25 protein-coding genes are annotated in these 24,437 nt (G+C 70.4%); 8 read left to right on the top strand and 17 right to left on the bottom strand.

Annotated elements, in window-relative coordinates; all coding sequences use genetic code 11:
- The first annotated feature begins 222 nt into the window (after window positions 1-222).
- The 3 genes from AB0Q99_RS00915 to AB0Q99_RS00905 all read left to right on the top strand — a co-directional run bounded on the left by AB0Q99_RS00915 (window position 223) and on the right by AB0Q99_RS00905 (window position 3,233).
- On the top strand, window positions 223-1,221 hold the full coding sequence (locus AB0Q99_RS00915; protein WP_363567095.1) for a winged helix-turn-helix domain-containing protein: 999 nt from the start codon (window positions 223-225) through the stop codon (window positions 1,219-1,221).
- A 443-nt stretch (window positions 1,222-1,664) separates the two neighbouring features.
- Window positions 1,665-2,063 carry a hypothetical protein gene (locus AB0Q99_RS00910; protein WP_363567093.1) on the top strand — a complete coding sequence of 133 codons (399 nt, stop codon included), beginning with the start codon at window positions 1,665-1,667 and terminating at the stop codon, window positions 2,061-2,063.
- A gap of 798 nt (window positions 2,064-2,861) precedes the next feature.
- On the top strand, window positions 2,862-3,233 hold the full coding sequence (locus tag AB0Q99_RS00905) for a hypothetical protein (RefSeq protein ID WP_363567091.1): 372 nt from the start codon (window positions 2,862-2,864) through the stop codon (window positions 3,231-3,233).
- A gap of 154 nt (window positions 3,234-3,387) precedes the next feature.
- Here AB0Q99_RS00905 and AB0Q99_RS00900 read toward each other — a convergent pair whose 3' ends face one another.
- The 9 genes from AB0Q99_RS00900 to AB0Q99_RS00860 all read right to left on the bottom strand — a co-directional run bounded on the left by AB0Q99_RS00900 (window position 3,388) and on the right by AB0Q99_RS00860 (window position 10,364).
- The gene (locus tag AB0Q99_RS00900; protein WP_363567089.1) at window positions 3,388-3,600 is read right to left on the bottom strand and encodes a DUF397 domain-containing protein; all 213 of its coding nucleotides are present in this window, start codon (window positions 3,598-3,600) and stop codon (window positions 3,388-3,390) included.
- Between the two features lie 36 nt (window positions 3,601-3,636).
- Window positions 3,637-4,686: a Scr1 family TA system antitoxin-like transcriptional regulator gene (locus AB0Q99_RS00895; RefSeq protein ID WP_363567087.1), complete on the bottom strand. Its 1,050-nt coding sequence runs from the start codon at window positions 4,684-4,686 to the stop codon at window positions 3,637-3,639.
- Window positions 4,687-4,899: 213 nt separating this feature from the next.
- Window positions 4,900-5,589, bottom strand: a complete 690-nt coding sequence (locus AB0Q99_RS00890; protein ID WP_363567085.1) for a hypothetical protein — start codon at window positions 5,587-5,589, stop codon at window positions 4,900-4,902.
- Window positions 5,586-6,284, bottom strand: a complete 699-nt coding sequence (locus AB0Q99_RS00885) for a pentapeptide repeat-containing protein (RefSeq protein ID WP_363567083.1) — start codon at window positions 6,282-6,284, stop codon at window positions 5,586-5,588. The genes AB0Q99_RS00890 and AB0Q99_RS00885 overlap by 4 nt, the downstream gene beginning before the upstream one ends.
- A 62-nt stretch (window positions 6,285-6,346) precedes the next feature.
- On the bottom strand, window positions 6,347-6,532 hold the full coding sequence (gene amcA, locus AB0Q99_RS00880) for a multiple cyclophane-containing RiPP AmcA (protein WP_363567081.1): 186 nt from the start codon (window positions 6,530-6,532) through the stop codon (window positions 6,347-6,349).
- Window positions 6,529-7,458, bottom strand: a complete 930-nt coding sequence (gene amcB / locus AB0Q99_RS00875; protein ID WP_363568169.1) for a cyclophane-forming radical SAM peptide maturase AmcB — start codon at window positions 7,456-7,458, stop codon at window positions 6,529-6,531. Before amcB ends, amcA begins: the two co-directional genes overlap by 4 nt.
- A 378-nt stretch (window positions 7,459-7,836) precedes the next feature.
- The gene (locus tag AB0Q99_RS00870; protein ID WP_363568167.1) at window positions 7,837-8,649 is read right to left on the bottom strand and encodes a WbqC family protein; all 813 of its coding nucleotides are present in this window, start codon (window positions 8,647-8,649) and stop codon (window positions 7,837-7,839) included.
- Window positions 8,597-9,265 carry a YdcF family protein gene (locus AB0Q99_RS00865; RefSeq protein WP_363567079.1) on the bottom strand — a complete coding sequence of 223 codons (669 nt, stop codon included), beginning with the start codon at window positions 9,263-9,265 and terminating at the stop codon, window positions 8,597-8,599. Before AB0Q99_RS00865 ends, AB0Q99_RS00870 begins: the two co-directional genes overlap by 53 nt.
- Before the next feature lie 13 nt (window positions 9,266-9,278).
- Entirely contained in the window at window positions 9,279-10,364 is a 1,086-nt protein-coding gene (locus tag AB0Q99_RS00860) for a hypothetical protein (RefSeq protein WP_363567077.1), read from the bottom strand.
- 155 nt (window positions 10,365-10,519) lie between these two features.
- On the opposite strand from AB0Q99_RS00860, the gene AB0Q99_RS00855 reads away from it, so the two are divergent.
- The 3 genes from AB0Q99_RS00855 (at window position 10,520) to AB0Q99_RS00845 (ending at window position 11,632) form a co-directional block, all read left to right on the top strand.
- A complete protein-coding gene (locus AB0Q99_RS00855) occupies window positions 10,520-10,846 on the top strand; it encodes a hypothetical protein (protein WP_363567075.1) in 327 nt (108 codons plus the stop codon).
- A 325-nt stretch (window positions 10,847-11,171) separates the two neighbouring features.
- Window positions 11,172-11,396, top strand: a complete 225-nt coding sequence (locus AB0Q99_RS00850) for a hypothetical protein (protein WP_363567073.1) — start codon at window positions 11,172-11,174, stop codon at window positions 11,394-11,396.
- An 8-nt stretch (window positions 11,397-11,404) separates the two neighbouring features.
- Entirely contained in the window at window positions 11,405-11,632 is a 228-nt protein-coding gene (locus AB0Q99_RS00845) for a hypothetical protein (RefSeq protein WP_363567071.1), read from the top strand.
- 223 nt (window positions 11,633-11,855) lie between these two features.
- On the opposite strand, the gene AB0Q99_RS00840 is transcribed toward AB0Q99_RS00845, so the two are convergent.
- The 4 genes from AB0Q99_RS00840 to bioB all read right to left on the bottom strand — a co-directional run bounded on the left by AB0Q99_RS00840 (window position 11,856) and on the right by bioB (window position 15,732).
- Window positions 11,856-12,302 (bottom strand): hypothetical protein, encoded by a 447-nt coding sequence (locus tag AB0Q99_RS00840; protein ID WP_363567069.1) that lies wholly within the window; start codon window positions 12,300-12,302, stop codon window positions 11,856-11,858.
- 77 nt (window positions 12,303-12,379) lie between these two features.
- On the bottom strand, window positions 12,380-13,156 hold the full coding sequence (gene bioD / locus AB0Q99_RS00835) for a dethiobiotin synthase (protein WP_363567067.1): 777 nt from the start codon (window positions 13,154-13,156) through the stop codon (window positions 12,380-12,382).
- Window positions 13,153-14,457, bottom strand: coding sequence for an adenosylmethionine--8-amino-7-oxononanoate transaminase (locus AB0Q99_RS00830; protein WP_363567065.1), 1,305 nt, complete (start codon window positions 14,455-14,457; stop codon window positions 13,153-13,155). The genes bioD and AB0Q99_RS00830 overlap by 4 nt, the downstream gene beginning before the upstream one ends.
- Window positions 14,458-14,487: 30 nt before the next feature.
- Window positions 14,488-15,732 (bottom strand): biotin synthase BioB, encoded by a 1,245-nt coding sequence (bioB, locus tag AB0Q99_RS00825; protein WP_363567063.1) that lies wholly within the window; start codon window positions 15,730-15,732, stop codon window positions 14,488-14,490.
- A 455-nt stretch (window positions 15,733-16,187) separates the two neighbouring features.
- On the opposite strand from bioB, the gene AB0Q99_RS00820 reads away from it, so the two are divergent.
- Window positions 16,188-16,919, top strand: coding sequence for a hypothetical protein (locus AB0Q99_RS00820; protein ID WP_363567061.1), 732 nt, complete (start codon window positions 16,188-16,190; stop codon window positions 16,917-16,919).
- A 90-nt stretch (window positions 16,920-17,009) separates the two neighbouring features.
- On the opposite strand, the gene AB0Q99_RS00815 is transcribed toward AB0Q99_RS00820, so the two are convergent.
- Genes AB0Q99_RS00815 through AB0Q99_RS00800 form a run of 4 tightly spaced genes read right to left on the bottom strand, consistent with a single transcriptional unit; the run spans window position 17,010 to window position 22,972 of the window.
- Window positions 17,010-19,502 carry a DUF3516 domain-containing protein gene (locus AB0Q99_RS00815; protein WP_363568165.1) on the bottom strand — a complete coding sequence of 831 codons (2,493 nt, stop codon included), beginning with the start codon at window positions 19,500-19,502 and terminating at the stop codon, window positions 17,010-17,012.
- Between the two features lie 22 nt (window positions 19,503-19,524).
- Window positions 19,525-20,259: a hypothetical protein gene (locus tag AB0Q99_RS00810; protein WP_363567059.1), complete on the bottom strand. Its 735-nt coding sequence runs from the start codon at window positions 20,257-20,259 to the stop codon at window positions 19,525-19,527.
- 12 nt (window positions 20,260-20,271) lie between these two features.
- On the bottom strand, window positions 20,272-22,503 hold the full coding sequence (locus tag AB0Q99_RS00805) for a hypothetical protein (protein ID WP_363567057.1): 2,232 nt from the start codon (window positions 22,501-22,503) through the stop codon (window positions 20,272-20,274).
- Between the two features lie 31 nt (window positions 22,504-22,534).
- Entirely contained in the window at window positions 22,535-22,972 is a 438-nt protein-coding gene (locus tag AB0Q99_RS00800) for a hypothetical protein (protein WP_363567055.1), read from the bottom strand.
- Between the two features lie 227 nt (window positions 22,973-23,199).
- Between AB0Q99_RS00800 and AB0Q99_RS00795 the strand changes: the two genes are divergently transcribed.
- A complete protein-coding gene (locus AB0Q99_RS00795; RefSeq protein ID WP_363567053.1) occupies window positions 23,200-24,420 on the top strand; it encodes an 8-amino-7-oxononanoate synthase in 1,221 nt (406 codons plus the stop codon).
- The last annotated feature ends 17 nt before the right edge of the window (window positions 24,421-24,437 follow it).

Below are 24,437 nucleotides of genomic sequence, written 5' to 3'. Positions count from 1 at the left end.
GGGCCGGGCAGGCAGTGTCCGTCCGGCGTTCGGTTTACCGAACATTCGGAAGGGTGCCCCGGCCCCCACTCCCCTCGTGGTGGGGGCCGGACCGGGCCTCCGCCGTGCCGACCCGGGAGAGCATGCCAAGTGCGGCGGCCAGGGGGCCATGCATTAGCCTCTGGGCCTAAAGGTCAAGAAAGCGCCAGCTCACGGCGGCTGTGGGGGGCCGGGGGAGGGCTCGTGATCACACTGAGGTTCGGGGTCGCGGACCTCGCGAAGACCCGGTTCGTCGTCTCACCGCTCGATCACCTGATGACGGGTGCGGCCCGGCTGGGCGTGCACCAGTGCGTCGGGCTGCGCAGCGAGCGCTGGTGGCGGGGAGTGCGCCGCCATGTGCCGTACCGGTCCGGGCGCTTCCTCGATCTGGTCAACGCGAGCACGATGGGCGTGCCCAGCTTCATGGCGGCGGACCTCGACGCCGTCCGCCGACAGCTGACCGACGAACTCGACGCGGTCCTCGCCGTGCCGCAGCAGGCCGTCGAGCAGGACCTCGCGATGTTCGGCAGCGAGCGCGAACTCCCCACCGTCCTGGCCCGGTTGCGCGACGACGGTACCCGGGGCCTGCGCGAGGTCAGCGACGGTGCGTGGGCGCTCTTCCGCTCCTGCCTCGCCCCGGACTGGCCCGAGATCCGCCGCGCCCTGGAGGCCGACATCGCCGCCCGGGCCCGGATCGCGGCCCGCTCCGGGGTCGGCGCGATGCTCGACGCGCTGCACCCGAAGGCGGTCTGGCGGGACGAAGGGGTGCTGGAGTGCACCCTCGCCGATCTGGAGGGCACCGTCGAGCTGGGCGGCCGGGGCCTGGAGCTGCGGCCCAACTACTTCCTCCAGCACGGCATCGGCCTGCTGGCCGGCCAGGACCGGCAGAGCCTGTTGATGCACCCGGTCGGCTTCACGGCGGCGGAGTCCCCGCAGCGGCCGCCGACCGTCGACGGCCTCGCCGCCGTCCTCGGCCCGGCCCGGGCCCGTGTGCTGCGGGCCGTCGCGTGCGGTCCCTGCTCCACCACCGAACTCGCCCACCGGCTCGGGGTCACCCCGCCCTCCGCCTCCGCCCATGCCACCGCGCTGCGCGGGGCCGGCCTGATCGTCACCCGGCGCCAGGGCAAACAGGTCCGCCACACCCTCACCGAGGTCGGTCAGGACCTGCTGCTGGACAACCCGGCGCCGCCGGTTTCGGCCTGATCGGAGCTGGTCCGGGGCCGGGTGGGGCCGGTGCCGGGCGGCCGGGCGTCAACCGGTTCGGCCGGTGGTCCGTCCCAGGTGCACGAATGCAGCGGAAACGGTCCGTGAATTGTTCCTCCGTAGGGATTCCCGTCCCACCGGCCCCGTCGGCCTCACCGGGTGCTGGGGTGCGGGTGTCGGAGCGGGCGGGGTTCGGGCCGCCCGGGTGGGCCCGGGGCGCGTTGTCCCTGCGTACGGGCCGTGGGGGCCGGTTCGCGGGCCGGGTGGGACGGTCGCCGCCGGGTGGTGCGGCAGGGTGTCGGTGGCTCTTCGGGTGGCCGGAGCGGGTTGCTGGTGCTGATCGGTGAACCGCTGCCGTTTGTCGTTGGTGCGGGCATCATGGGCCGCGACGGGGACGTCGGATAGTCGCGGAACGGGCGGAACAGCGGAACGGGAGTCGACCGATGAGAAGGCCGATGATGGGGTTCGGCTGCGCGAAGTGCTACGGCGAGGATGCGCAGGCGGTGTGGCGGGGGCAGCGGGAGAGGTTCGAGCACGAGGCCGAGGTCGTGGACGGCTCGCACTTCTCGGTCGATGTCCGGCGCTGCCGGGACTGCTCGCAGCGGTTCGTCTGGATCTTCACCGAGTTCATCGACTGGATGGGCGGTGATGACGCCCAGCACGTGACGGTCATGCCGCTCACCGCCGCCGAGGCTACTGGTTTGGTGGCCGGCACCCTGCGGCCGCAGGACCTGGGTGCCCTCGGCCGCGACCGCCGCCGGCTGAACCATGACTGGCCCACCGGCGGCCCGGCTGGACTGCAGTGGAACTCCGGCTCGTTCCTGGTTCGGGGAGGCCGCTGAGCCGGATCGGACGGTGCCGAAGGGACCGTGCCGAAGCCCGGACTGTCCAGGTGCGCAAGGCTCTGCAACGGCACGTAGGCACCGCTACCACCAGGGAGAACGGCGAAGCGGCCACGAAGCCGAGCGGGCGGTGCTCCAGGCCGCCGCAGGCCGACTTCTGGGGGGTGCGCCGCTGATCACGTTCAGTAGCACTCGACCTCGTAGGCACCGCCAGTGCACCTTCTGTCGCTACCACTGTGGTCATGGGAGGCGATCAAGAAGATGAGACCGAAGAACAGAGCTGAGACAAGCAAACCCACGAGCAGTACGACCCCGCAGCTGGGTGGCGGGTTTGGGTCCTTTACATACATGCCGACCCCCTCCCGTACCTAGTGCTCCGGGCGGACCCCGAACAAACCCCTAGGCGTACCTCGGCCCCGCCCGGTCGTATCGGTACGGGCCCGAAGGAATCGGACTCCGACGCCTCCCGAACCGCCTTGGACAGGTGCTCCGAGGCTCCGCCGCACATAGAAATCTTCATGAAGGCCGCACTAGACTGGCCGCCACCAAAAAATGACGTGTCGTCATGTGGCTCTCTATGATGATCTGTTGCGCCCGGAGCGCCTCGGGCTGACGACGCCCCGACGACCGACTCGACGAGAGGGGCCGGACATGACGCGTTCCCGGAGGCCGGCACGGTACAGCTTCTTACCGGGAGTCCTGGGCCTGGCGGTCCTGTTCGCCCTGAGCGGCTGTGCAGACGGGTCCGGCGGCTCCGCACACGCCGCACCCACGAAACCGGCGCTGGACGTCTGCGCATTGGCGACGGAGGAGGAGGTCGGGGCGGTCCTCGGCCAACCGACCAAGGGAAGCCGGGACGACACCGTCGAGCCCGGCCTCACGCAGTGCACCTACGTGAACGCCGCCAAGGACCGCTTCGTCTTCATCGTCCTGCTGCCCTACGAGGTCAGCCGACTCACCAAGCCCGGCACACCGGTGGCCGGAGTGGGCGACGTGGCCCTGTACGAGGAAGCCTCGATCGGTGGCCACCTGTACGTGCGCAAGGGCTCGGTCAACTTCGCCGTCAACTACGCCTTCGCCCCCCCCGCCCCGGGAATCCCCGACGAGCACTCCAGCCAGACCCGCGACCACCTCGAAACTCTGGCCCGCGCGATCGTGTCGAGGCTGTGAGCGGCCGCGCCCGCGTCAGCCCACCTCGATGACGGAGAACCGCCCGCCCCGCGGATCGGCGAACCGGGCCGCCCGGCCGCACGGGGCGTCCTCCGGGCTGAGCGGCTCCCTGCGGATGCGGATCACCGGCTGACAGCAAGAGGTTCCGCAGAGTTCAGATGGTGCCGAACTCGCCTGCCTTGACGCCGGTGATGAATGACTGCCAGGCCTGCGTGTCGAAGGTGAGCTGGGGGCCGTGGGGGTCCTTGCTGTCGCGGACCGGGAGGATCCCCGGGATGCCGGGGGCGACCTCGATGCACTGGCCGCCGCCGTTGCTGTAGGAGGACTTGAGCCAGGTGGCGGGCTTGGTGGCCTGGATGGGGAACACGGCGTCGATCTCCTTCTGTTGGGCGGTTGGTGCCGATCAGATGGTGCCGAACTCGCCTGCCTTGACGCCGGTGATGAATGACTGCCAGGCCTGCGTGTCGAAGGTGAGCTGGGGGCCGTGGGGGTTTTTGCTGTCGCGGACCGGGAGGATCCCCGGGATGCCGGGGGCGACCTCGATGCAGTTGCCGCCGCCGCTGCTGTACGAGGACTTGAGCCAGGACGTGGGCTTGGTGGCCGCGATGGGTGACATGGCGTGGATCTCCTTGAGACGCGTGCGGATGAGGGTCAGAGAGTCCGCACATGAGAGGGCTTGGGCCTGGAGCCAATCGTAAGTCCTTGCGAGGGAGCGGATCTCGTTCTCGTCATCGCGTTCGACGTAACCCCGTTGGATGGTTTCGAGGTAGGCCATCCACGCTTTGGCCGGGGAGCTCAGGAGTGTGAACGGCCAGACCGTTGGGAGGTTTTCGCCAAGGCTGGACGGCGCGATCTGCAGCATGACGTGCGGAAGGGCAGCGACGCTCTCAAGGCGACGAAGCTGCTCGGCCATGACGAAGGGGCCGCCGACGGGCCGCAAACAACTCTCCTCCATGACGATGTGGATCGAGGGAGCGGGTTCCCGGTACAGCACGGCCTGCCGCGCCATACGGACGTTCAGGCGTTCGCTGACCTTGTCCGGAGGGATCTCGCCCCGCCGGGCCTCGGCGTCGATGATCGCGGACGCGTAGGCCCGTGTCAGAAGTAGCCCGGGGATGAGATTCAGCTCGTAGACCTTGAGGGCGGTGGCTTTGGTCTCCTGCTCGATGTAGGCGAGGAATCCGCCGATCAGAGTGCTGCTTTTCGTGCTCCAGTACAGGAGTTCAAGCGCTCCGCAGGTGTCGAGCACCTTGTCGGCTCGCCGGAGGAGGTTCAGCGGCGCGGGGCGTTCGCCGTTCTCGATCAGGGAGATGAGCGAGTCGCTGTAGTTGATCAGTTTTCCGAGTTCGACCTGAGTGAGCCCCCTCGCCTTGCGGAACCGGCGCAGTTGGACGCCGATGGCCTTGTTCGGGGATGTGGTCGCGTCAAGTTCCTTCTGGGGCACGGTGATCACTCGATTCCACAACATGCGCTGCCGAAGAAAAGCTCTTCCGATGCTAGTCGCGATCGGCCACTTTTGGTGAGGAGTTAGCAACAGAGGGGGGTAATCAGTTGCTCTGATAAATAATTAATCTGGCGAATGCCATGTCTCGGCGGAACTTCCCGTCCTGCCGGTGCCCGCAGCGCGGGTGATCCCGCCGCCAGGCGACGGGAACCGGTTCCGGCCTCACCGAACGGGTCGGGAGCCGAATGCACCGCGGGGCCAGCGGCCGAGCCAGAAGGCCGCGCTGGAGGGGGCGGCGCAGTCTTCGGTCGAGCCGTCGTGCGGAAGGAACTCCGTCGGGGCGACGTACCCGTCGCCGGGCGCGAGTCGTATGCGCAGGCACGTCATAGGAAGCGTCGCGGCGGCATAGGCCCGCAAATCGTCGGTGTGCGGGTAGCACGTGGCGTAGTCGGGCCGGACGGCTCTGCAGATCGCCTGGATGTCGATGTCGCAGACCAGCAGGTACCGGGTGCCCGGACCGAGGTTCACACAGAGTCGGCGGCGGCCGGAGGCCTTGTCCCGGTAGTTGAGCTTGTCCCAGTTGTCGAGGTGCAGGCCGATGCGGGTGCTGTCGGGGTAGTTGACGGTCGTGGTCAGTGCCAGTCCCGGGCTGTCGGCGCAGCCGAGCCGGGTGACGTGCGGAGCGTTGAGCACATGAGGCTCGATGGCGGTGGCTTCGACCAGCTCGATCAGTGTGTCGGCGGTGGTGGGCGCCATCACCCGTCGGAACAGGGCGTCGGAGAGGGGCTGCCAGGGCCCTGAGGGGACCACGGCCCCGTCCTCGTAGCCGCACTCGCCACTGGTCGTCCGTACGGTGGTGGCCTCGCACCGCCGCCGGAGTGCCTCGGCGGGGGCTGCGATGTGCAGGCTCATCGGCGCCTGCCGGGGTCCGGGTCTTCGAGGTCCTCTCCGAAGACGGCTTCCAGTTCGGTGACCAGTGCGTGGGCGAGTTCGGCTTCCTGGCCCCGGTCGATGACGACCTTCGCCAGGTTGCCGGCACCACGCAGTTCGGACAGGTCATTGCCGCGAAGGTCGAGCTCCCGGTATGAGCCGCGGTCGAACTCGGTTCGGCGCAGCGTGCACGTATCGAGGACGGCGCGGTTCAGATCGCAGCCAGTGAACGTGGCCTCGGTGAGCGTGCACTTGGAGAACACGACCGGGCCGCTGGTCCTCACCTGGGCGAAGGTGGTGAAGTCGAGCTTGCAGCCCTCGAACAGGACGTTGTCGAGCGTCAGGTGGGCGAGCGTCGCGCCCATGAGCTTGCAGTCGCGGAAGACGACACGGGAGAGCTTGCTGTCGCTCCACTGCGCGGACCCCAGGTCGCAGCCCTCGAACTCCACCGACTCCGCCCGCACCTGCTCCAGGCGGACGCCTTCGGCCCGTACTGCGGTGACCCGCCCCGAGCTGAGGGTGACACCGGCCAGCTCCAGGGCGCGCAGATCCGCGTCGGCGTAGCGGAATTCCCGGACCGCGCCGCGAGGGGTGTCGAGGGAGGAGACGTCGGACAGGTAGCCGTCATCGAGGTCGGGCAGGGTGACGGTGATCCGGCGGAAGGTTCGGTCGTTCACGATGCTGCTCTCTCTCGGGACGTGGTGCCCGGCCCGGTGTTCGGGCCCGGCACCACGAGCGGCTACTTCTTGCCCTGCTTGTTCCAGTTGTCCCAGGTCGGCCGGTTGTCGAACGCCGGAGCGGCGTTGGCGTTGTCCCAGGTCGGCCGATTGTCGAACTTCCCGACGGCCGGGTGTGCGTTCGTTGCAGCGATGAGGTCGGTGATCACGGAGGCTTCGGAGGCCTCCAGCAGTTCGAGCAGGGTCATGTGGCTTGCTCCTCTCGGACGGTATCGGACAGGGCGACTACCAAGGCCTGCCGCGACACGCGGCAGTAGTTCGTCTCGGTGGTGTCGAAGCGGCCGGTCTCGAAGTACCGGTTGCCGGCCTGCGCACCCCGGCAGAAGCCGAAGAACTCGCAGCTCGCTTCACAGCGGTCCAGGCCGGTCAGGAACTCGTCCACGTACCTGAGTCGGGAGGCGTTCTCCAGCATCGAGGCGATGGACTGCTCCAGGACGTTGCCGGCCCGGAAGTTGTCGTACGCGGGGGCGGTGGAGCCGGCGAGTTCCGGTGACAGTAGGACGACGTCGCCCATCGCGGAGATGGTGGGGATCGGGTCGATGAGGGTCGAGCGCCAGCCATCGCCGGAGCGCAGGGCCCGGAGGTAGCCGCCGAGCCGGTCGACCTCGCGCACGGTGAGGTCGTTGTTGCGGCGGGTCCAGGCGATGGTGCGCCGCCAGAACTCGACAGCCTGCTCGAACGTCGGGGTCCGACGACTGACGCTGACACCCTCCGTCTCCTCGATGTTGAAGCCGACGCCGTCGCATCCGAGGGAAGCGAAGAAATCCAGCAGGACTTCAGGATGGGAGACGGAGTCCGTGGTGACGACCGCGATCACGGAGAAGGTGACGCCGTGGACCCGCAGGCGGTCGATGCCCCTCATGATCCTCGCATGTGCGGGTTCGCCGCCCCGGCCGAGCCGGTGCCCGTTCAGGTGGGATGGGCCGTCGATGCTCACGCCGATCCGGAACTCGTGACCGGTCAGGAACTCGCACCAGCGGTCATCGATCAGCGTGGCATTGGTCTGCATGGCGTGTCGCAAGCGGCCGTTGCGGCGTAGATCCTCGAAGGGGTCGAGGAGTTCGGCAAGGCGCCGCACGCCGACCACGGTCGGCTCCCCGGCGTGCCAGACCAGGCCGAGGGGGGGCGTCCTCGGTGGCGAAGTCGGCCGCTGACCGGGCGATCGCCTCGGCTACTTCGATGCTCATGGGCCGACGCGTGAAACGGTCGGGCAGGTAGCAGTAGCTGCAGTTCAGGTTGCAGAGGGGGTCCAACTGGGCAACGAGGTCGCGTGGTTCGGCCGCGATTCTCCGGTTGAACCTGGTGTCCATGTGATGTTCCCTCGACTCGTGGTTCGTCCTCCGGTCAGGCTGTTCGCCTTGTTCAGCGTGCCGTTCGCGGTCCGGGGAGGGAATGCCTGCCTGCGGCAGTTGCGTGGTAGTCGCGTGGCAGTTCCCGTGAAGCGACCGTCTATCGGCGGCGGATGGTCCGGTCGGCGAGCGCCCCGCCGATGTCAGTGGGCGACAGGATCCCGCGTGGATGATTCACGGGGCTGCGCGGCTCTGATCCTGCCGAGGATTTCGGCTGAGAAGTGCGGCCCGTGAGTGGTGAGCGCAGCGACCGCGCTCGTACGGGCCGCACCTGCCCACCAGCCGTCGGACGGGATTCGGACCGGACGCAGTTCGATACCGGAACGGTCGAACACGGTCGGCTGGACGTACCTCATTCCGCCTGTGCCGCACAGGTAGGCGTCGGCCCCGACCGCCGCGCACAAGTCGGCCAGGCGCTGCGTGCGATCGCTGCTGGAGACCAGGTCGGCGCCGGCCACGATCCGGCCGCTCCAGCCGAGCATCGACAGCAACAGGAGCGTGGACTCCTGCGCCACCACCGCGAGCCGGTCGGTGCGGTCGAAGACGTCGAGAAAGACGTCCAGTCGGTCCTTGAACGCTGCCCAGTGGGGCGCGGTCCGGTAGTGCTCGCGGAGAAGGTCCGCGCTCCGGCGGCGGCTGCGTGCCGGGTCGACCATCCGGGCGTCCCGAATCAGGGTCGCGCGTCCGGCGGGCAGGTGGGTGGGAATGCTCAACCAGCGGGTCGGGCCCGGCGCTCCACCCGCCGGTGCGAGGAGGGCGCGGTGTTGGTAGTCCCGGCGAGCGAACTGTACGTCGTCGAGGACGACCCACACGTCCGCCGCGAACAGTTTGGCAAGGGTGGACAGCCGTGGGAACACGTTCGGCTGGTGGATGGCGCACACCGGCCCCGCGGGCGGCGCTGCGTCAGCTGAGCGACTTGCTGTCGAATCCGTCGGCAAGAAGCCGTTGGTACGCATCACGGACCGGCTCCGGAACATCCTGGGCGACGGCGAACCCGCGCCTCGGGTACTCGATCACCCGTTGGAGGTCGCCCACGAGGCTGTCGATCACGAGCTTGTCGTCGCCGATGGTCTTCACGTAGTCGTTCAGGTTCATCGGGGTCGAGGTGCACACCACCTCGACCTCGGGCCACACCTCGCGGCACGTCGCATAGCCCCGGCGTTCCATGTAGGGCATGCTCACGAGCAGCACCGACCGCACCTCGATGTCGGCGGCCTCCAGGACTTCCCGGGAGAACCGGATGTTCTGTCCGGTGTTGCGGGCACGGGGCTCAGGGTGGATGGCATGGGCGGGGACCCCGAGGGAGATGGCGTACTCGGTGAAGTGCGCGGCTTCACCGCGGGGGAATCGGTCGGGCCGGGACGGGTTGGGGCCGCCGGTGAACACGATCGTCCGCACCAGGCCCTCCAGGTAGAGCGAGGCCGTCTCGGCAGCCACACCGAGGTCATGGCATCCGAGACCGATCGCTACGTCGCACGGCCGCCGTTCGTGTCCCATCTGGTGGTAGCCCCAGATCAGAGTGGCGTCCGCCCACTGCCGGTCGGTGATCTCGCGCTGTTGCCCGTCCGCCACGTTGTACTCCCGGTCACTGAAGGCACGGTGCCCGTTGGAATCCGGATCGGATTCCTTGGATGCTCCTCCGCTGGTGGGTCATACCGTACTGGCCTGCCAACTGTTCGGCCCGGTTCAGCAGAGCGTACCCCTCCTCGACCGTGGCGCGGTCGCTCAGCAGGATGTGCCCGTGGGCGGTGGTCAGCCGCACGTCCTGCATCGGCGCCGAACCTGTGGTGTTCGTCCGTGCCACCTCGATCAGCCGCACCGCCTCCCCGAGGTTCCCCGCGCCACGGTGGGCGAGCGCCAGCTTCTGAGTGGCCGTCGCCCAGTCCTCTACCTCTCCGAGGTCCGCGAAGACCCGGATCGCCGACTCGGCGATGCCGATGGCCTGTTCGTGATCGCCTTGCTTGTCGAGCGAGGTACCGACCCACAAGGCCGCGCGAGTTCGATCCCGCGTGCTGAGACGAACATCGCCGGCGAGGTCCGAATACCGGCTTGCCGCAGCGGATAGCTGTCCGGACATCTCTGTCACCACTGCCAAAGACAGGTCCAACTGGGCCGTCCGCCGGGGGATGTCGAGCCGGGTGTACAACAACCGGGCCTGGGCGTAGGACGTCGCTGCCGACCCTGGGCCGAGAAGTGCGCCCTGATCGCGGCGAAGGTCACCTACTAACGTCGTCGAACGGGCCAGCAAGTAGATTCCGCGGTCGTCGAGTTCGGCGGCCGGCCAGTGTGACCGCCAGCGTTCCAGCAGGCCTCCTGCGAACACGAAGTCCTGTCGGGACGCCGCCAGCACGGCTCGCTCGATGTCCTCCGCCCATGATTCGTACTCCCAGGTCCGTGGCCCGGCCTGGAACTCCGGGGGCACCGGAGCGTCGGTGTGCCGGGCCATGAGGGCTTCGAAGCGCGTCCTCGCCTCGGGGGTGCACTGGCGCAGCACGGTGTCGAAGATCGCTTGGGTGTCCGGCCTGGGCCGAGTGCCTGCCCCGAGCTTCTCCCAGTTCGACACCGCCCGCACCGACATGCCCAATTGCGCTGCCCAATCCCGGACAGACTTGCGGCACGCCAGCCGCAGAGCTCTTGCTTCGAGCCCGGTCCACATGATCACTGCAGCCATCCCCACCTCCGCTCCGGGCAGTCATCGAAGCACCGCAAGCGGTCGTCGTGCGTCGAAACTGCCACGGAACTGCCACAGGACGCGATTCCGCAACGACCACGCCTCCGGCAGTCTCAAGGCCGATGGCCTCGCCGACCGGAAGGGACGACCCCGACATGCTCACCGAGCAACTGCCTGTCCCACGACCCATCGTGGTGGGGCTCCTTCGAACGGCTGTCGCCGTGGCGCAGCCCCGTCGACAAGCACTGGCCGATGTCCTCGACTCGTTCTGCGTGCGGCGGGAGCTCCACCTTTCCAACGTGATCACCGACGACGGCACCGAACCTGACGCCCTCCTCATCGGCATCGCGGAGCAGCGAGACCTGTACGCCGTGGTCCTCCCTACGATCGCGCACCTCGGCGACCAGGCCGCCGCCGAAAGGCGGCGTCAGTACCTTGAGGAATTCGGTATACGCCTGTTGACCACTCGAAGTCAGCAGTAGCGGATCGGCGGGCGAACCAAGGTACAGCTCAGATTCGGCAGTCGGACCATCCGCCGCAGTTGGACGCCGATGGCCTTGTTCGGGGATGTGGTCGCGTCAAGTTCCTGCTGGGGCACGGTGATCACTCGATTCCACAACATGCGCCGTCAAAGAAAACCTCTTCCGATGCCAGCCGCGATTGGCCACTCTTGGTGAGGAGTCAGCAACAGAGAGGAGTTAATCGGTGGATACGACGAACAATCAATCTGGCGAAAGCCTTATCCTTCGGCGGAACTTCCCGCCCTGCCGGTGTTCGCAGTGCGGGGGCTCCATCCCCGAAGCGCGCATGGGGGCCGACGCCATCGCCCCGCCCGCTCCGCCCGTGCGGCGGGTGGCGCCGCCGTCCGAGCCCTACCGCCCCTCCTCCGTCGGCGAGCGGGTCTTCGACGTCCGTTCCGGGTGCTGGGCCGCCTTCATGGGGTGGCAGCACGGGCGCGCCTTCCTCCGGCCCCTCGGCGGCGGCCTGGAATGGGACACCGAAGCGCGTTGGATCACGAACCACGAACAGTGAGATGCCCCATGAGCAGCATGATTTCCAAGATCACGGCCGAGGACCGTCGCACCGCCGCCGACCTCCTCGACGACCTCCAGGCCGTCCTGGGCGCCGCCGACGTGAAGCTCCCGTCCCTGGGCATCGACTGGCACTCGGCCAAGGCCACCGGCCTCATCCTGATCGACCTCGGGGCCGCCCGGCCGGACGTCATCGAGCGGCTGGTCGTCGTCCTCCGCAGAGGTATGCGGCCGTAGTCGCCGCCGGCCTCATCACCGTCGGGAGCCTCACCATCGCCGGTGCCGCACTCCTCGCGGTTCCCGAGGACGTTCCCGCCTCGGCGACCGCACTTGCCTTCGTCCTCCTCTTCCTCGCTGCCTCGACGGGCGGATTCGCGCTCGCCGCAGGGTGGTTGAGGGTGCGTACATAACCGCGCGGGCTTCGAGCCGTGGCTCGAAGCCCGCGCGAAAGAGCCAGCCCTCACACGTCGTTGAGGGCGTAGCTGCGGAAGGTGGCCAGCAGGGGCAGGACTTCGGTCTTGCTCGGGTCCTCGGTCACGGCCCGCATCGCGTCGATCACGGTGTGGGCGATGATCTTCGTCACCGCGAAGTCGTCCGGGGCGGCGAGGGTGCCCCAGGCCTTGAGGGTCTGGGTGAGCAGGGCGCTCATCCGGGCGCCGATGTTGGAGCTGACCGCGTCCGAGATCTCGGCGAGTTCCTCGTCGCTCATGGTGGACCGCAGGCCGAAGGCGAGCGCCATCAGCGTGTCCATCGCGTGTTCGCCGTACGCGGCCACCAGCGCCGGCAGCGGCGGTTCGTGGGCGCTGCCCGCCGCCAGCGCGACCAGCGCCTCGTCGTCGTCCTTCCACGCCGCCTCCAGGGCGGCCAAGGCCCGCAGGGCCTCGTCCACGGTCAGCCCGTCTGTCATGGAAGGAACGGTATTGACCCGTACCCCTCGCACCCATGGTTCGGGCGCAGAGATCACACCTTCGAGCGAAGCCGGGCTCAATCCGCCCGGTGGGCCCGCGCGAAGTGCTCCGCGTTCCAGCGACCGCCCAGCTCGGGGGCCAGCGAGGCGGCGGCGAGGGCGGCGAAGTCCTCGGCGGCGCCCGCGCGTTCCGGCAGCGCGCCGAGCAGCGGGGCGCCGGCCGAGCGGGGCAGGTCGGCCAGGTTGCAGCGTTCGGCCAGACCCGGAGCGGCGGGCCAGGAGCCGACCAGGACGCCGGCGAGGGGCAGTCCGCGCAGCGAAAGCGCCTCTGCGGTGAGCGACACGATGTTGAGCGTGCCGAGTCCGGCGGAGGCGACGAGCAGGACCTCGGCGGCCAGCCCGGCGTCGAGGACGGCCCGGGCCTGGTCGGCCAGGGTGCGGCCCTCGTCGTCGTAGCGGACCAGCAGGCCGCCCGCGCCCTCGACCAGCACCAGGTCGTGCGTGGCCGCGAGGTCGGCGACCTCGGCCACCACCTCGGCGGGGGAGAGGTACGGCATTCCGGCCCGCCGCGCGGCGGTGTCGGGGGCCAGCGGCTCCGGGTAACGCACCAGCTCGCGGACCGTCAGTTCGCCAGCCAGGCGAGCCACTTCCGCCGCGTCCCCGGGCTCGCCCGGAGCCACGCCGGTCTGTCCGGGCTTGAGCACGGCGACCTTCAGTCCGGCCTGAAGCGCCGCCGAGGCGACGGCGGCGGTGGCGACGGTCTTGCCGACGTCGGTGTTCGTCCCGGTCACGAACAGGATGCGCGCGCCCGTCGCGCTGCCGTGCGTGCCCGCTCCCGCGTCGTGCGCGCTCATCCCGCCACCGCCGCGGCGGTCACGGCGGCAGCGATCCGTGCCACGTCCTCGTCCTCCGTCACATAGGGGGGCATCGTGTAGATCAGGTCCCGGAAGGGGCGCAGCCAGACGCCCTCCCGTGCGGCCGCCTCGGTCGCCGCCCGGACGTCCACCGGGTGGTCCAACTGCACCACGCCGATGGCCCCCTGGACCCGTACGTCGCGCACGCCGGGGACGTCCGCGGCCGCCGCGAGGCCGTCGCGCAGCCCGCCCTCGATGTGCTTGACCCGGACCGCCCACTCCTGCCCGAGCAGCAGGTCCAGCGAGGCGTTCGCGGCCGCGCAGGCCAGCGGGTTTCCCATGAACGTCGGGCCGTGCGCGAGCACCGGCACCTCGCCGCGGCTGATCCCGTCGGCGATCTCGCCGGTGCACAGCGCGGCGGCCAGGGTCAGGTAGCCGCCGGTGAGCGCCTTGCCGAGGCACATCACGTCCGGGGAGACGCCCGCGTGGTCGGCGGCGAACAGGGCGCCGCTGCGCCCGAATCCGGTGGCGATCTCGTCGAAGACCAGCAACACCCCGTAGCGGTCGCAGAGTTCGCGGAGCATCCGCAGGTACGCGGGGGAGTGGAACTGCATGCCACCCGCGCCCTGGACGACCGGCTCGACGATGACGGCGGCCAGCTCGTCGGCGTGACGCACCATCAACTCCTCGAACTGCGCGGCGTATTCGGCGTCCAGTGGGGCGTCGAACCCGGCCGGCGGCTGCGGCGCGAAGAGCTGCCCGGGCAGCACCCCGCCCCACAGGTGGTGCATCCCGCCGTCCGGGTCGCAGACCGACATCGGGTGGAAGGTGTCGCCGTGGTAGCCGCCGCGCCAGGTCAGCAGTCGGCGCTTCCGCGGCCGTCCGGTCGACTGCCAGTACTGCAGGCACATCTTCATCGCGACCTCGACCGAGACCGAGCCCGAGTCGGCGAGGAAGACGTGCTGCAGCGGCTCCGGGGTGATCTCCACCAGCCGGGCCGCCAGCCGGACGGCGGGCTCGTGGGTGAGCCCGCCGAACATCACGTGACTCATCCGCCCCAGCTGCTCGCGCACGGCCTCGTCCAGCACCGGGTGCCGGTAGCCGTGGATCGCCGCCCACCAGGACGACATCCCGTCGACCAACTCGCGCTGCCCGCCCGCGACCGGCTGGGCCAGGCGCAGCCGGACGCCCGAGGCGGAATCGACCACGTACGGGGTCGTGGTGCCGGGCATCGGGCCGTACGGGTGCCAGACGTGGGCGCGGTCGAGGGTGAGCAGCGTGTCCGCGGACAGCTGGGGCATGGTGGGATCTCTCCGAAGTGGCCCGAAGGGTCAGGCGTTGGGGGCGAGTTCGGTGCCGGCGCCGCGGCGGCGGACCTTGACGAGGTCGCTGCGGAGCTCGTCGTTGGCGGTGGCGGTCTCCTCGGCCGGGGCGGGAACCGTCTCGGCCGTCTCGGCCGGCGCGTGGGAGTGCCCGCCGCACGGGCCGCAGCCGCCGCCGCTGCCGCAGGCCGAGGCCGCGGTGCCGCAGCCGCCGGCGGCCTGAGCCGCCTGGGCCGCCTCGGCGAGGTCGGCGCGGTGGCGCGGCAGGGTGGCCTCGCCGGCGCCCTCGACCTCGAAGCCGGCGTCCTTGATCATGTCGAGGTCGGCCTGTCCGGCCTGGCCCTCGCTGGTCAGGTAGTCGCCGAGGAAGATGGAGTTGGCGATGTGCAGGCCGAGCGGCTGCATCGAGCGCAGGTGCACCTCGCGCCCGCCGGCGATCCGCACCTCGGTGTCCGGGTGGACGAAGCGGGCCATCGCCAGGATGCGCAGGCAGCGCTGCGGGCTGAGGTTCCACTCCTTGGCGAGCGGGGTGCCCTCGAACGGGATCAGGAAGTTGACCGGGACGGAGTCCGAGCCCAGCTCGCGCAGCGCGAACACCACGTCGACCAGGTCCTCGTCGCTCTCGCCCATGCCCGCGATCAGGCCGGAGCAGGCGGACAGGCCCGCGCCGTGCGCCTTCTGCACGGTGTCCACCCGGTCCGCGTAGGTGTGGGTGGTGGCGATGTCGCCGTAGGTGCCCTCGGAGGTGTTGAGGTTGTGGTTGTAGGCGTCGGCGCCGGCCGCCTTGAGCCGCTCCGCCTGGTTGTCGGAGAGCAGGCCCAGGCAGACGCAGATCTCGACCTCGGGGTCGGCCTCCTTGATGGCGGCCATGGTGGTGGTGACCCGGTCGATGTCGCGGTCCGTCGGGCCGCGGCCGCTGGCGACCAGGCAGACCCGCTTGGCACCGCCGGCCACGCCGGCGCGGGCGGCGTCGGCGGCCTGGTCCGGCTTGAGCCAGGTGTACTTGAGGATCTCGGCCTTGGACCCGAGCCGCTGCGAGCAGTACGAACAGTCCTCCGGGCAGAGGCCGCTCTTGAGGTTCACCAGGTAGTTGAGCTTCACCCGGCGGCCGAACCAGCGGCGGCGCACCTTGCCGGCCGCGGCGACCACGTCGAGCAGCTCGTCGTCGGTGGTGGCGAGGACGGCCAGGGCCTCCTCGCGGGTCGGGACTTCGCCGCGCAGGCCCTTGGCGGTGAGGGTATCGAGCAGATCCATGGGGCGATCCTGCCTTCTGGTGATCGAGCGGCGCCAGAGCAAACCCGCCAGAAGATCGGTGTGAGGATGTGCCGATTGCCACAGTGTCGAAGGTCACGGCTGCGCCGCTGGTCACGAGCTTGACGTGGACCCGAGGTGAAGGTTACCGGCGAGTAGTCGAAAGGGCCCGCGGCCGGTGATCCACAACCCCCGACCCCGTGACCCAGGCCACCCCCGAGGTGCTTAGAATCTGCGCCATGACCACGCAGGGGGAGCACACCCCGACTCCGGGAGAGGGCCGGGAAGGCCGGGCAGGGCAGCGGGTCGGCGGGGGCGCCGACGCCGGGGGCAGCGGTAGCGGCGTCGCGGCCGGCGCCGGGAACGGGACCGGCGCCGGGAATGGGACCGGGACCGGCACCGGGAACGGGCTTGAGACCGGCATTGGCGTCGAACTCGCCCGCAGGTGGGTCCGACGGATGGGCGGCCGCCGGGCGGTCGGCTGGATCGCCGTGGCCGGCGTGGTCGTGGTCGGCGGATGGATCATCACCCGCCCGATGCCCGGCGACTACATACCGGGGCTCGGCCCGTCCACCACGGACGGGGCCGGAACGCCGCCGGTGGTGGGCACCCCGCCGCCGCGCATCGACTCCGAGAACCTCAACGTCGACAACTTCTTCCCCGCCCAGCGGCCGGTCGAGGTGGCCGGCTACAAGGCGCGGCGCAACGGCGCCCGGCAGGGCGAGAACTGCGCCGAGACCCTCCAGGACCGCGCCCAGGACCCGCTGAAGGACAGCGGCTGCCAGGCCTACCTGACCGTCAGCTTCGCCGGCCAGGACCGCCCGGTGCTCAGCAGCGTCACCATGCTGCGCTTCCCCGACCAGGCCGCCGCCGTCAGAGCCGCCGAGGCCCTGCGGGCCAAGCCCGGAGCGGTCGCCTTCATCCTCGCGGACGCCACCACCGCCCCCGCCCAGCCCGCCGGCGCCAAGCCGGGGAGCGACCCGCGGGTCGAGGTGGTCGGGCACTACGTGACGGTCACCAGCTCGCGGACCGGCGACGGCCGCGCGGCGGCGCCGACCCCGAGCGCGACGGGCGCGCCGACCGCGCCCACCCCGACGCCGACCAATTCGGCACCCAGCGCCGAACAGAACCTGGACGAGGCCACCCGCGCGATCTCGTACGCGGCGGGCGCGCCGTTCGTCTGGATGTGACGAGCTCCGCGCTGCGGACGTGACGAACGCCCGAGGGGGCCCGGTGAGTCCGGGCCCCCTCGGGCGTTTCGTTCGGGGCAGCTTCGGCCGTCAGCCGCCGAGCCGGTCCACCGCGGTCACCCGCAGCACCGCCCGGCCCTCCTCGTCCGAGCCGTACAGGTCGACCTCGGCGCTGATGCCCCAGTCGTGGTCGCCCTCCGGGTCGTCGAAGATCTGCCGGACCCGCCAGGAGGAGTCCTCCTCCTCGATGATCAGCATCTTCGGGCCGCGCGCGTTCGGGCCGGTGCCGAGGTCGTCGTACTCCTCCCAGTACCCGTCCATGGCGTCCGCCCAGCGGTCCGCGTCCCAGCCGTACTCGCCGTCCAGCTCGGCCAGTTCCTCGTAGTGCTCCAGCGCGCACAGCTCGACCCGGCGGAACATCTCGTTGCGGACCAGCACCCGGAAGGCCCGCGCGTTGGCCGTGACCGGCGCCGGCTTGTCGTCCAGCCGCACCTCGGCGGCCTGCGGCTCGGTCGGGTTGGCCAGCTGCTCCCACTCGTCCAGCAGGCTGGAGTCGACCTGGCGGACCAGCTCGCCGAGCCAGGCGATGACGTCCTTCAGGTCGTCGGTCTTCACGTCCTCGGGGACGGTCTGCTCCAGCGCCTTGAACGCGCCCGCCAGGTAGCGCAGCACGATGCCCTCGGTGCGCGCCAGCTCGTAGAAGCCGACGTAGTCCGAGAAGGTCATCGCCCGCTCGTACAGGTCGCGGACCACCGACTTCGGCTGCAGCTGGTGGTCGCCGATCCACGGGTGCGCCCGGCGGTACACCTCGTAGGCGTGGGTGAGGAGTTCCTCCAGCGGCTTCGGGTAGGTGATCTCCTGGAGCCGCTCCATCCGCTCCTCGTACTCGATGCCGTCCCGCTTCATCTCGCCGACGGCCTCGCCGCGCGCCTTGTTCTGCTGCGCGGCGAGGATCTGGCGCGGGTCGTCGAGGGTCGCCTCGACGACGGAGATCACGTCCATCGCGTACGAGGGCGAGGTCGGGTCGAGGAGCTCGAAGGAGGCCAGCGCGAAGGTGGACAGCGGCTGGTTGAGCGCGAAGTTCTCCTGCAGGTCCAGGGTGAGCCGGACGATCCGGCCCTCGGCGTCCGGCTCCGGCAGCCGCTCCACCACGCCGCCCTCCAGCAGCGAACGGTAGATGGCGATCGCGGTGCGGATGTGCCGGCGCTGCGCGGCCCGGTCCTCGTGGTTGTCGGTGAGCAGCTTGCGCATCGCCTCGAAGGCGTTGCCCGGGCGGCCGATCACCGACAGCAGCATCGCGTGGCTCACCTTGAACCTGGACACCAGCGGCTCCGGGTCGGCGCCGATCAGCTTGTCGAAGGTCTCCTCGGTCCAGCCGACGAAGCCCTCCGGCGCCTTCTTGCGCACCACCTTGCGCTTCTTCTTCGGGTCGTCCCCGGCCTTGGCGATCGCCTTGTCGTTCTCGATCACGTGCTCCGGCGCCTGCGCCACCACCTGGCCGACGGTGTCGAAGCCGGCCCGCCCGGCCCGCCCGGCGATCTGGTGGAACTCACGGGCCCGCAGGATGCGCACCCGGGTGCCGTCGTACTTGGACAGGGCGGTGAACAGCACCGTGCGGATCGGCACATTGACACCGACGCCGAGCGTGTCGGTGCCGCAGATGACCTTCAACAGGCCGGCCTGGGCGAGGCGTTCGACCAGCCGGCGGTACTTCGGCAGCATGCCCGCGTGGTGCACGCCGATGCCGTGGCGCACGTAACGGGACAGGTTGCGGCCGAACTTGGTGGTGAAGCGGAAGCCGCCGATCAGGTCGGCGATGGCCTCCTTCTCCGCCTTCGAGCACATGTTGATGCTCATCAGCGACTGCGCCCGCTCCACCGCCTCCTTCTGCGTGAAGTGCACGACGTAGACCGGCGCCTGGCCGGTCTGCAGCAGCTCTTCGAGCGTGTCGTGCATCGTGGTGCGGCGGTACTCGTAGAACAGCGGCACCGGGCGGGTCGCGTTGCGGACCACCGTGGTCGGACGGCCGGTCCGGCGGGTCAGGTCCTCCTCGAAGCGGCGGACGTCGCCGAGCGTCGCCGACATCAGCAGGAACTGCGCCTGCGGCAGCTCCAGCAGCGGGATCTGCCAGGCCCAGCCGCGGTCCGGCTCGGCGTAGAAGTGGAACTCGTCCATGACCACCTGGCCGATGTCCGCCCGGGTGCCGTCGCGCAGCGCGATCTGGGCGAGCACCTCGGCCGTGCAGCAGATGATCGGCGCGGTCGGGTTGACGCTCGCGTCGCCCGTCATCATGCCGACCTGCTCGGTGCCGAACATCTTGACCAGGTCGAAGAACTTCTCCGACACCAGCGCCTTGATCGGCGCGGTGTAGAACGTCCGCTTCCCCTCCGCCAGCGCCGCGAAGTGCGCCCCCGCCGCCACCAGGCTCTTGCCCGAGCCTGTCGGCGTCGCCAGGATCACGTTGTTCCCCGACACCAGCTCGATCAGCGCCTCCTCCTGCGCCGGGTACAGCGTGATCCCCCGTTCCTCCGCCCAGGCTGCGAACGTCTCGTACAGCGCATCGGGCGTGGCGGGCTTCGGCATCAGATCAAGGAGGGTCACCCGGCTATCTTGCCTGCTCGCCGCCACCCCGGGCAAAGCCCGGGCCCTGGGAGGGGACGTGCGGGGCGGTGGCGGGCAGCTGCACGGTGTTGCGGCACTCGTAAGCGGTCGCGGCGGCCCTGCCGACCTTCAGGGCGGTGTCCGTGTACGCCTGCCCCACGGCGGCCGGGGAGGTGCCGTCGATGTGGTCCCCGCCGACCCGCACGCCGACGTACGGCGGCGCGGCGCGGCCGGTGTCGGGCTGCGTGCCCTGGAAGTCGCACGACACGTAGAGCCGGACCCTGTCGTGGTTGACGATCCAGCCGGTCGCGCCGGGCCCGAAGTCCAGCGGCGTGATCGGGCCGAGACCGGCGTCGCTCGCGCGGTCGGCGTCGATCCCGTTCCACGGCGGCCTGATGTCCACGTCGAGCAGCGAGGCGCCGCCCGTCCACAGGACGGCGCAGCGGTAGTCGCGGTTCCCGGACGCGGGCTTCGCGAGCGTGGCGATCTCCCGGGCCGGCTTCGGCTCGACGGCCTTCCCGTCCGGGCCGGCCAGCGGTTTCAGGTCGTCCTTGTCCAGGAGCGACCAGCACGCGTGCTCCGGCAGCTCCACGGATCGCCACGGCTTCCACGCCCACAACCCGCCGCCGACCGCCACCGCCGCCACGAGGGCGACGGCGGCGTGCCAGGGGCGGATCCGGGACGGCCGCCGGGGCGGGTCGTCCGGGGACGGCGGGATGATGTGGGCGACGTCAACCATGGTCCGACCGTCCTAGCTCTTCGGGAACAGCGCGTCATAGGAGTCCCTGCCGCTGCCGTAGCCGGTGTTCTCCTCCTGGGCCGCCCGGCGGGCCACGTCGCTGACGTAGTTCGGGTCGACACCGGTGTGGTGGCCGGCATCCCGGACGGCGTTGACGATCGCCTGCTGCGAGTTGCTCTCGGCCTGCTTCTTCGCGTCGCCGGCTTCGAGGCTGGCGTCCTCGCGCGTGTTCACCTTGTAGCCCTCGGCGACGTTGTCCATGATCTGGTTGACCACGTTGTCGACGCCCTCGCCGATCAGGGGAGCGCGTTCCTTCAGCGCGTCGCCGGCGAACGACCAGATCTGGCCCGCGAGTTCACGCTTGGTGTCGATCGCGGCGTTGTACTGGGCGTCGCTGGCGGCGTGCTTGGTGTAGACCTCGTCGATCCTCGCACTGGTGATCAGCCCGTTGACCTGGCCGGCCGGCTTGGCGATGTTCTCGACCGCCACCGCCAGGTCCTTGTGTAACTCGGGGTGGGCCAGGACATCCTGGATCTGGGCGGTCGTGTACGCCTGCTGACCGGCCGCGATGGCGGCGTAGGCGTCGGGGTGGCGGCCCAGGGTGCCGACCAGCCGTTCGACCGTGGTCTGGTCGAAGAGGTGCGAGTCGGCGCCCGGGCCCTCCAGCGCGCCCTGGACGTCGCCGATGTAGTTGGCGGTCATGTTGCCGAGGCTGGGGTTGAGGTTCGACAACACCCCGCCGTTGATCAGCCCCGGGCCGTCCTTGCCGCCGAACGTGTCGACGACCTGCGTCATGAGGTCCTTCATGTCCGCCGTGTGCGGGGGGAACTTCCCATCGACGTCGTCGAACGCCCGTCCCGTGGTCGCGGCCTCCAGCGCGTGGCCGAGCGAGGTGACGTCGAAGGGGTCGGGGGTGCCCGGGTTCGGCCGCGGCGGGTACTGCTGGTCGAGCAGCAGGGAGCGGGACCCGCTGTCGGTGAGCATCTTGAAGTAGGTGTTCTCGCCGCCGGCGCTCTTGACCGTGCCGTCCGGGTTGTAGGTGGTCGGCGCGTCGTGGAAGAACCTGGTGGCGGCCTCCGGGCTGTGCCCGAGCGCGTCCAGGATCGAGGACATCGGGTTGATGCCCTGGATGTTGCCGTCCTTGTCGGGCACGCCGACGAACTTGAGCTCGGTGAAGGGGTACGTGGCCTTGGTGGCCGCGTCCCAGCGCACCGGGTTCTCGTTGGTCAGCTGCGTCACGTGCTCGGCGATCGGGTTGAGGAAGTGCGCGTCGTACTTCCCGTTCCTCAGGACGTTGGCCAGGATCTGGTAGCCGTACGGGCTGTGGGCGGGGTCGGCGCCCGCGGGGACGGGGATCTGCTTGGCGCCGGCGGCGCGCAGCTCGGTCTCCCACGCGTCCGAGACGTGCGGCACCTGCTTGGAGTCGGTCGCGGTGGCGAGCGTGAGACCCAGGTCCTTCTGGATGTTCTTCACCGCGTAGGAGCGGGCGGAGCTGTTGGCGTAGTCCGCGCTCTGCGCCATCGCGCCGTACTGGGCGAGGAAGGTCGCCGGGTCCTGCTTGCCGTAGAAGGAGGCCGCGAAGCGCGGGTCGCCGTTGTGGCGCTCGAGCAGCTTCTGGAGGTTCTGGAGCTGGGCGTCGGTGGCCTTGTCGCCGAGGCCGAGGATGTAGGTGGCCTCCTTGGCCTCCTCCTCCGGGATGCCGCCGACCGGGGTGGCGTTGAACGTGCCGCTGTCGCTGCCGGTGTCGGTGCCCAGGGCGTTGGTGGCGGCGATGTCGGCCTCGGTGGCACGGTCGAGGGCGTCGCCGATGGCCTTCGCGGCGGTCTGGGCCTTCGCCTGCCAGCTCTTGGCGTACTCGGGGTCGCGCTTGTCCTCCTGCGACTGGGCCGGAGGCCAGTGCACCGCGCCCTCGCCGTCGACGGTAAGGCCGTCGGCGGTGGCTTTGCTCACCGCCGTGTCGAGGTCCTTCTTCGCGGCCGTGATCTCGGTGTGGGCGTCGCGGAGGGTCTTGGCGATGCCCGAGGCCTCCTCGAAGGCGGCGTGGATCTGGTCGCGGCCCCAGGTGAGCTTGGCGGTGGCGAGGCCGGCGGCGTCGCCGTGCCAGCCGGACTGCTGGACCGTGCCGATGACCTCGTTCTGCATCCGCTGGGTGAGGTCCCAGTTGCGGACGAGGGTTTCGAAGTCGCCGGCCGCCGAACCGAGGCTGCCGAGGTCAACCTGCTTGAGCTGACTGAACGTCACCATGTCGTCGTCGTGTCCCTGGCTCGCTCGGCCGTCAGGCCTTCGTGCCCTGCTGGAAGCCGGTGCCGATGTCCGACTCGGCCTTGGAGTAGCTCTGCGAGGTGCTCTGGAGCCGCTTGCCGATGTCGTCGACGCTGCTGCGCAGGCCTTCCGCCTGGGCGGACCACATCATCCACAGGCCCGTGAGCCCGGTGCCGAGGGACCACCCCTTGAGGGCGCCGGCCGCGGCGTTGACGTGATCGCCGGGCTGGGACAGCTCGGTCTTGACCGAGTCGCGCAGGGCGAAGGCGTTCTGCGCCGCCTGTTGGAGCATCGCCGGGTTCGCCTTGACGGTCTGCCCGCTGCCCAGTGACACCGGGGCGTCGTTGGCCCCGACCAGGTCCGGGAACTGCTTCTTCGCGGCCGCGGTCAGGTTGCCGTTGGCGTCGAACAGCCACGGATTCATCCGGCGCTCGAATTCGAGGTCCGCCACTTCTACATTCCCCCGTTTGAAGATCAATGACGAGCGTATCGAACATGTGTGGATACCTTCTCGCGCTCTTTGCAAAAGCTTGATGAAGGTTTTACGCAGTCGGAGGCCTGGGTGACCTCATGGTGGAATAGCGGTTAATGGCAGGTGAATCAGACAGGGTTTCGTACCCGACGCTGTGCCGAGCGGCACATTGCCCGGTCCGCGACGACCGTGCCAGAGTGCCGGGCATGGTCCACTCGCTTGCGCCCGAACCGCACACCGCCGAGCTCGCCCCGGCTAACGTCTTCGACTGGCTCGACGAGGCCGCCGAGCTGCGCGCCGAGGCCGGGCTGACGCGGACGCTGCGCAGCAGGCCCGCCGAGGACCCGGTGCTGGACCTCGCCGGGAACGACTACCTGGGGCTGACCAGGCACCCCGTGGTGACGCGGGCCGCGGCCGAGGCGGCGCTGCGGTGGGGCGGCGGGTCGACCGGGTCGCGGCTGGTGACCGGGACGACCGCGCTGCACACCGAACTGGAGGAGGAGCTCGCCGAGTTCTGCGGGGCCGAGGCGGCGCTGGTGTTCTCCTCCGGGTACACCGCCAACCTGGCCGCGCTCACCGCGCTCACCGACCCGGACACCCTGATCGTGTCCGACGCCTACAACCACGCCTCGCTGATCGACGGCTGCCGGCTCTCCCGCGCCGACGTCCACCGCGCCCCGCACAGCGACCCGGCGGCCGTGGCCGAGGTGCTCGCCGGGCGGGCGCAGCGCCGCGCGCTGGTCGTCACCGACTCGGTGTTCTCGGTGGACGGCGACGCCGCCCCGCTGGCCGCGCTGTCCGAGGCCGTCCGCGCGCACGGCGCCGCCCTGCTGGTGGACGACGCCCACGGGCTGGGCGTCCTCGGCCCCGGCGGCACCGGCGCCCTCGCGGCCGCCGGACTCGCCGGGCGGCCCGACACCGTCGCCACCGTGACGCTCTCCAAGTCCCTCGGCTCCCAGGGCGGCGCCGTCCTCGGCCCGCGCCGGGTGATCCGCCACCTCACCGAGACCGCCCGCACCTTCATCTTCGACACCGGTCTCGCCCCGGCCGCCGCCGGCGCCGCGCTCGCCGCGCTGCGGCTTCTGCGCGCCGAACCCGCCCGGGCCGAGCGCGCCCGCGAGGTCGCCCGCACCCTCGCCCGGCAGCTCACCGCCGCCGGGCTGCAGGCCTGCGAACCGGACGCCGCGGTGGTCTCCGTCCGGGCCCCGGGTCCCGAGGCCGCCGTCGCCTGGGCCGCCGACTGCCGCCGGGCCGGCCTCGCCGTCGGCTGCTTCCGCCCCCCGTCCGTCCCGGACGGCGTCTCCCGGCTGCGCCTGACCGCGCGGGGCGACCTGACCGACGGGCAGATCGCCGACGCGGTGCGGATCGTCGCCGAGCTGGCCCCGGCGGGCGCAATTCCGGTGGATCGTACGGGCATCGGGCGCTAGGGTGCGGTGTCGTTCGG

It is taken from the genome of Kitasatospora sp. NPDC086791, from assembly GCF_040685975.1.
Lineage (GTDB): Bacteria > Actinomycetota > Actinomycetes > Streptomycetales > Streptomycetaceae > Kitasatospora.
Note: the sequence above shows the minus strand (reverse complement) of the source record. Positions and strands in the feature narration are given on the sequence as shown.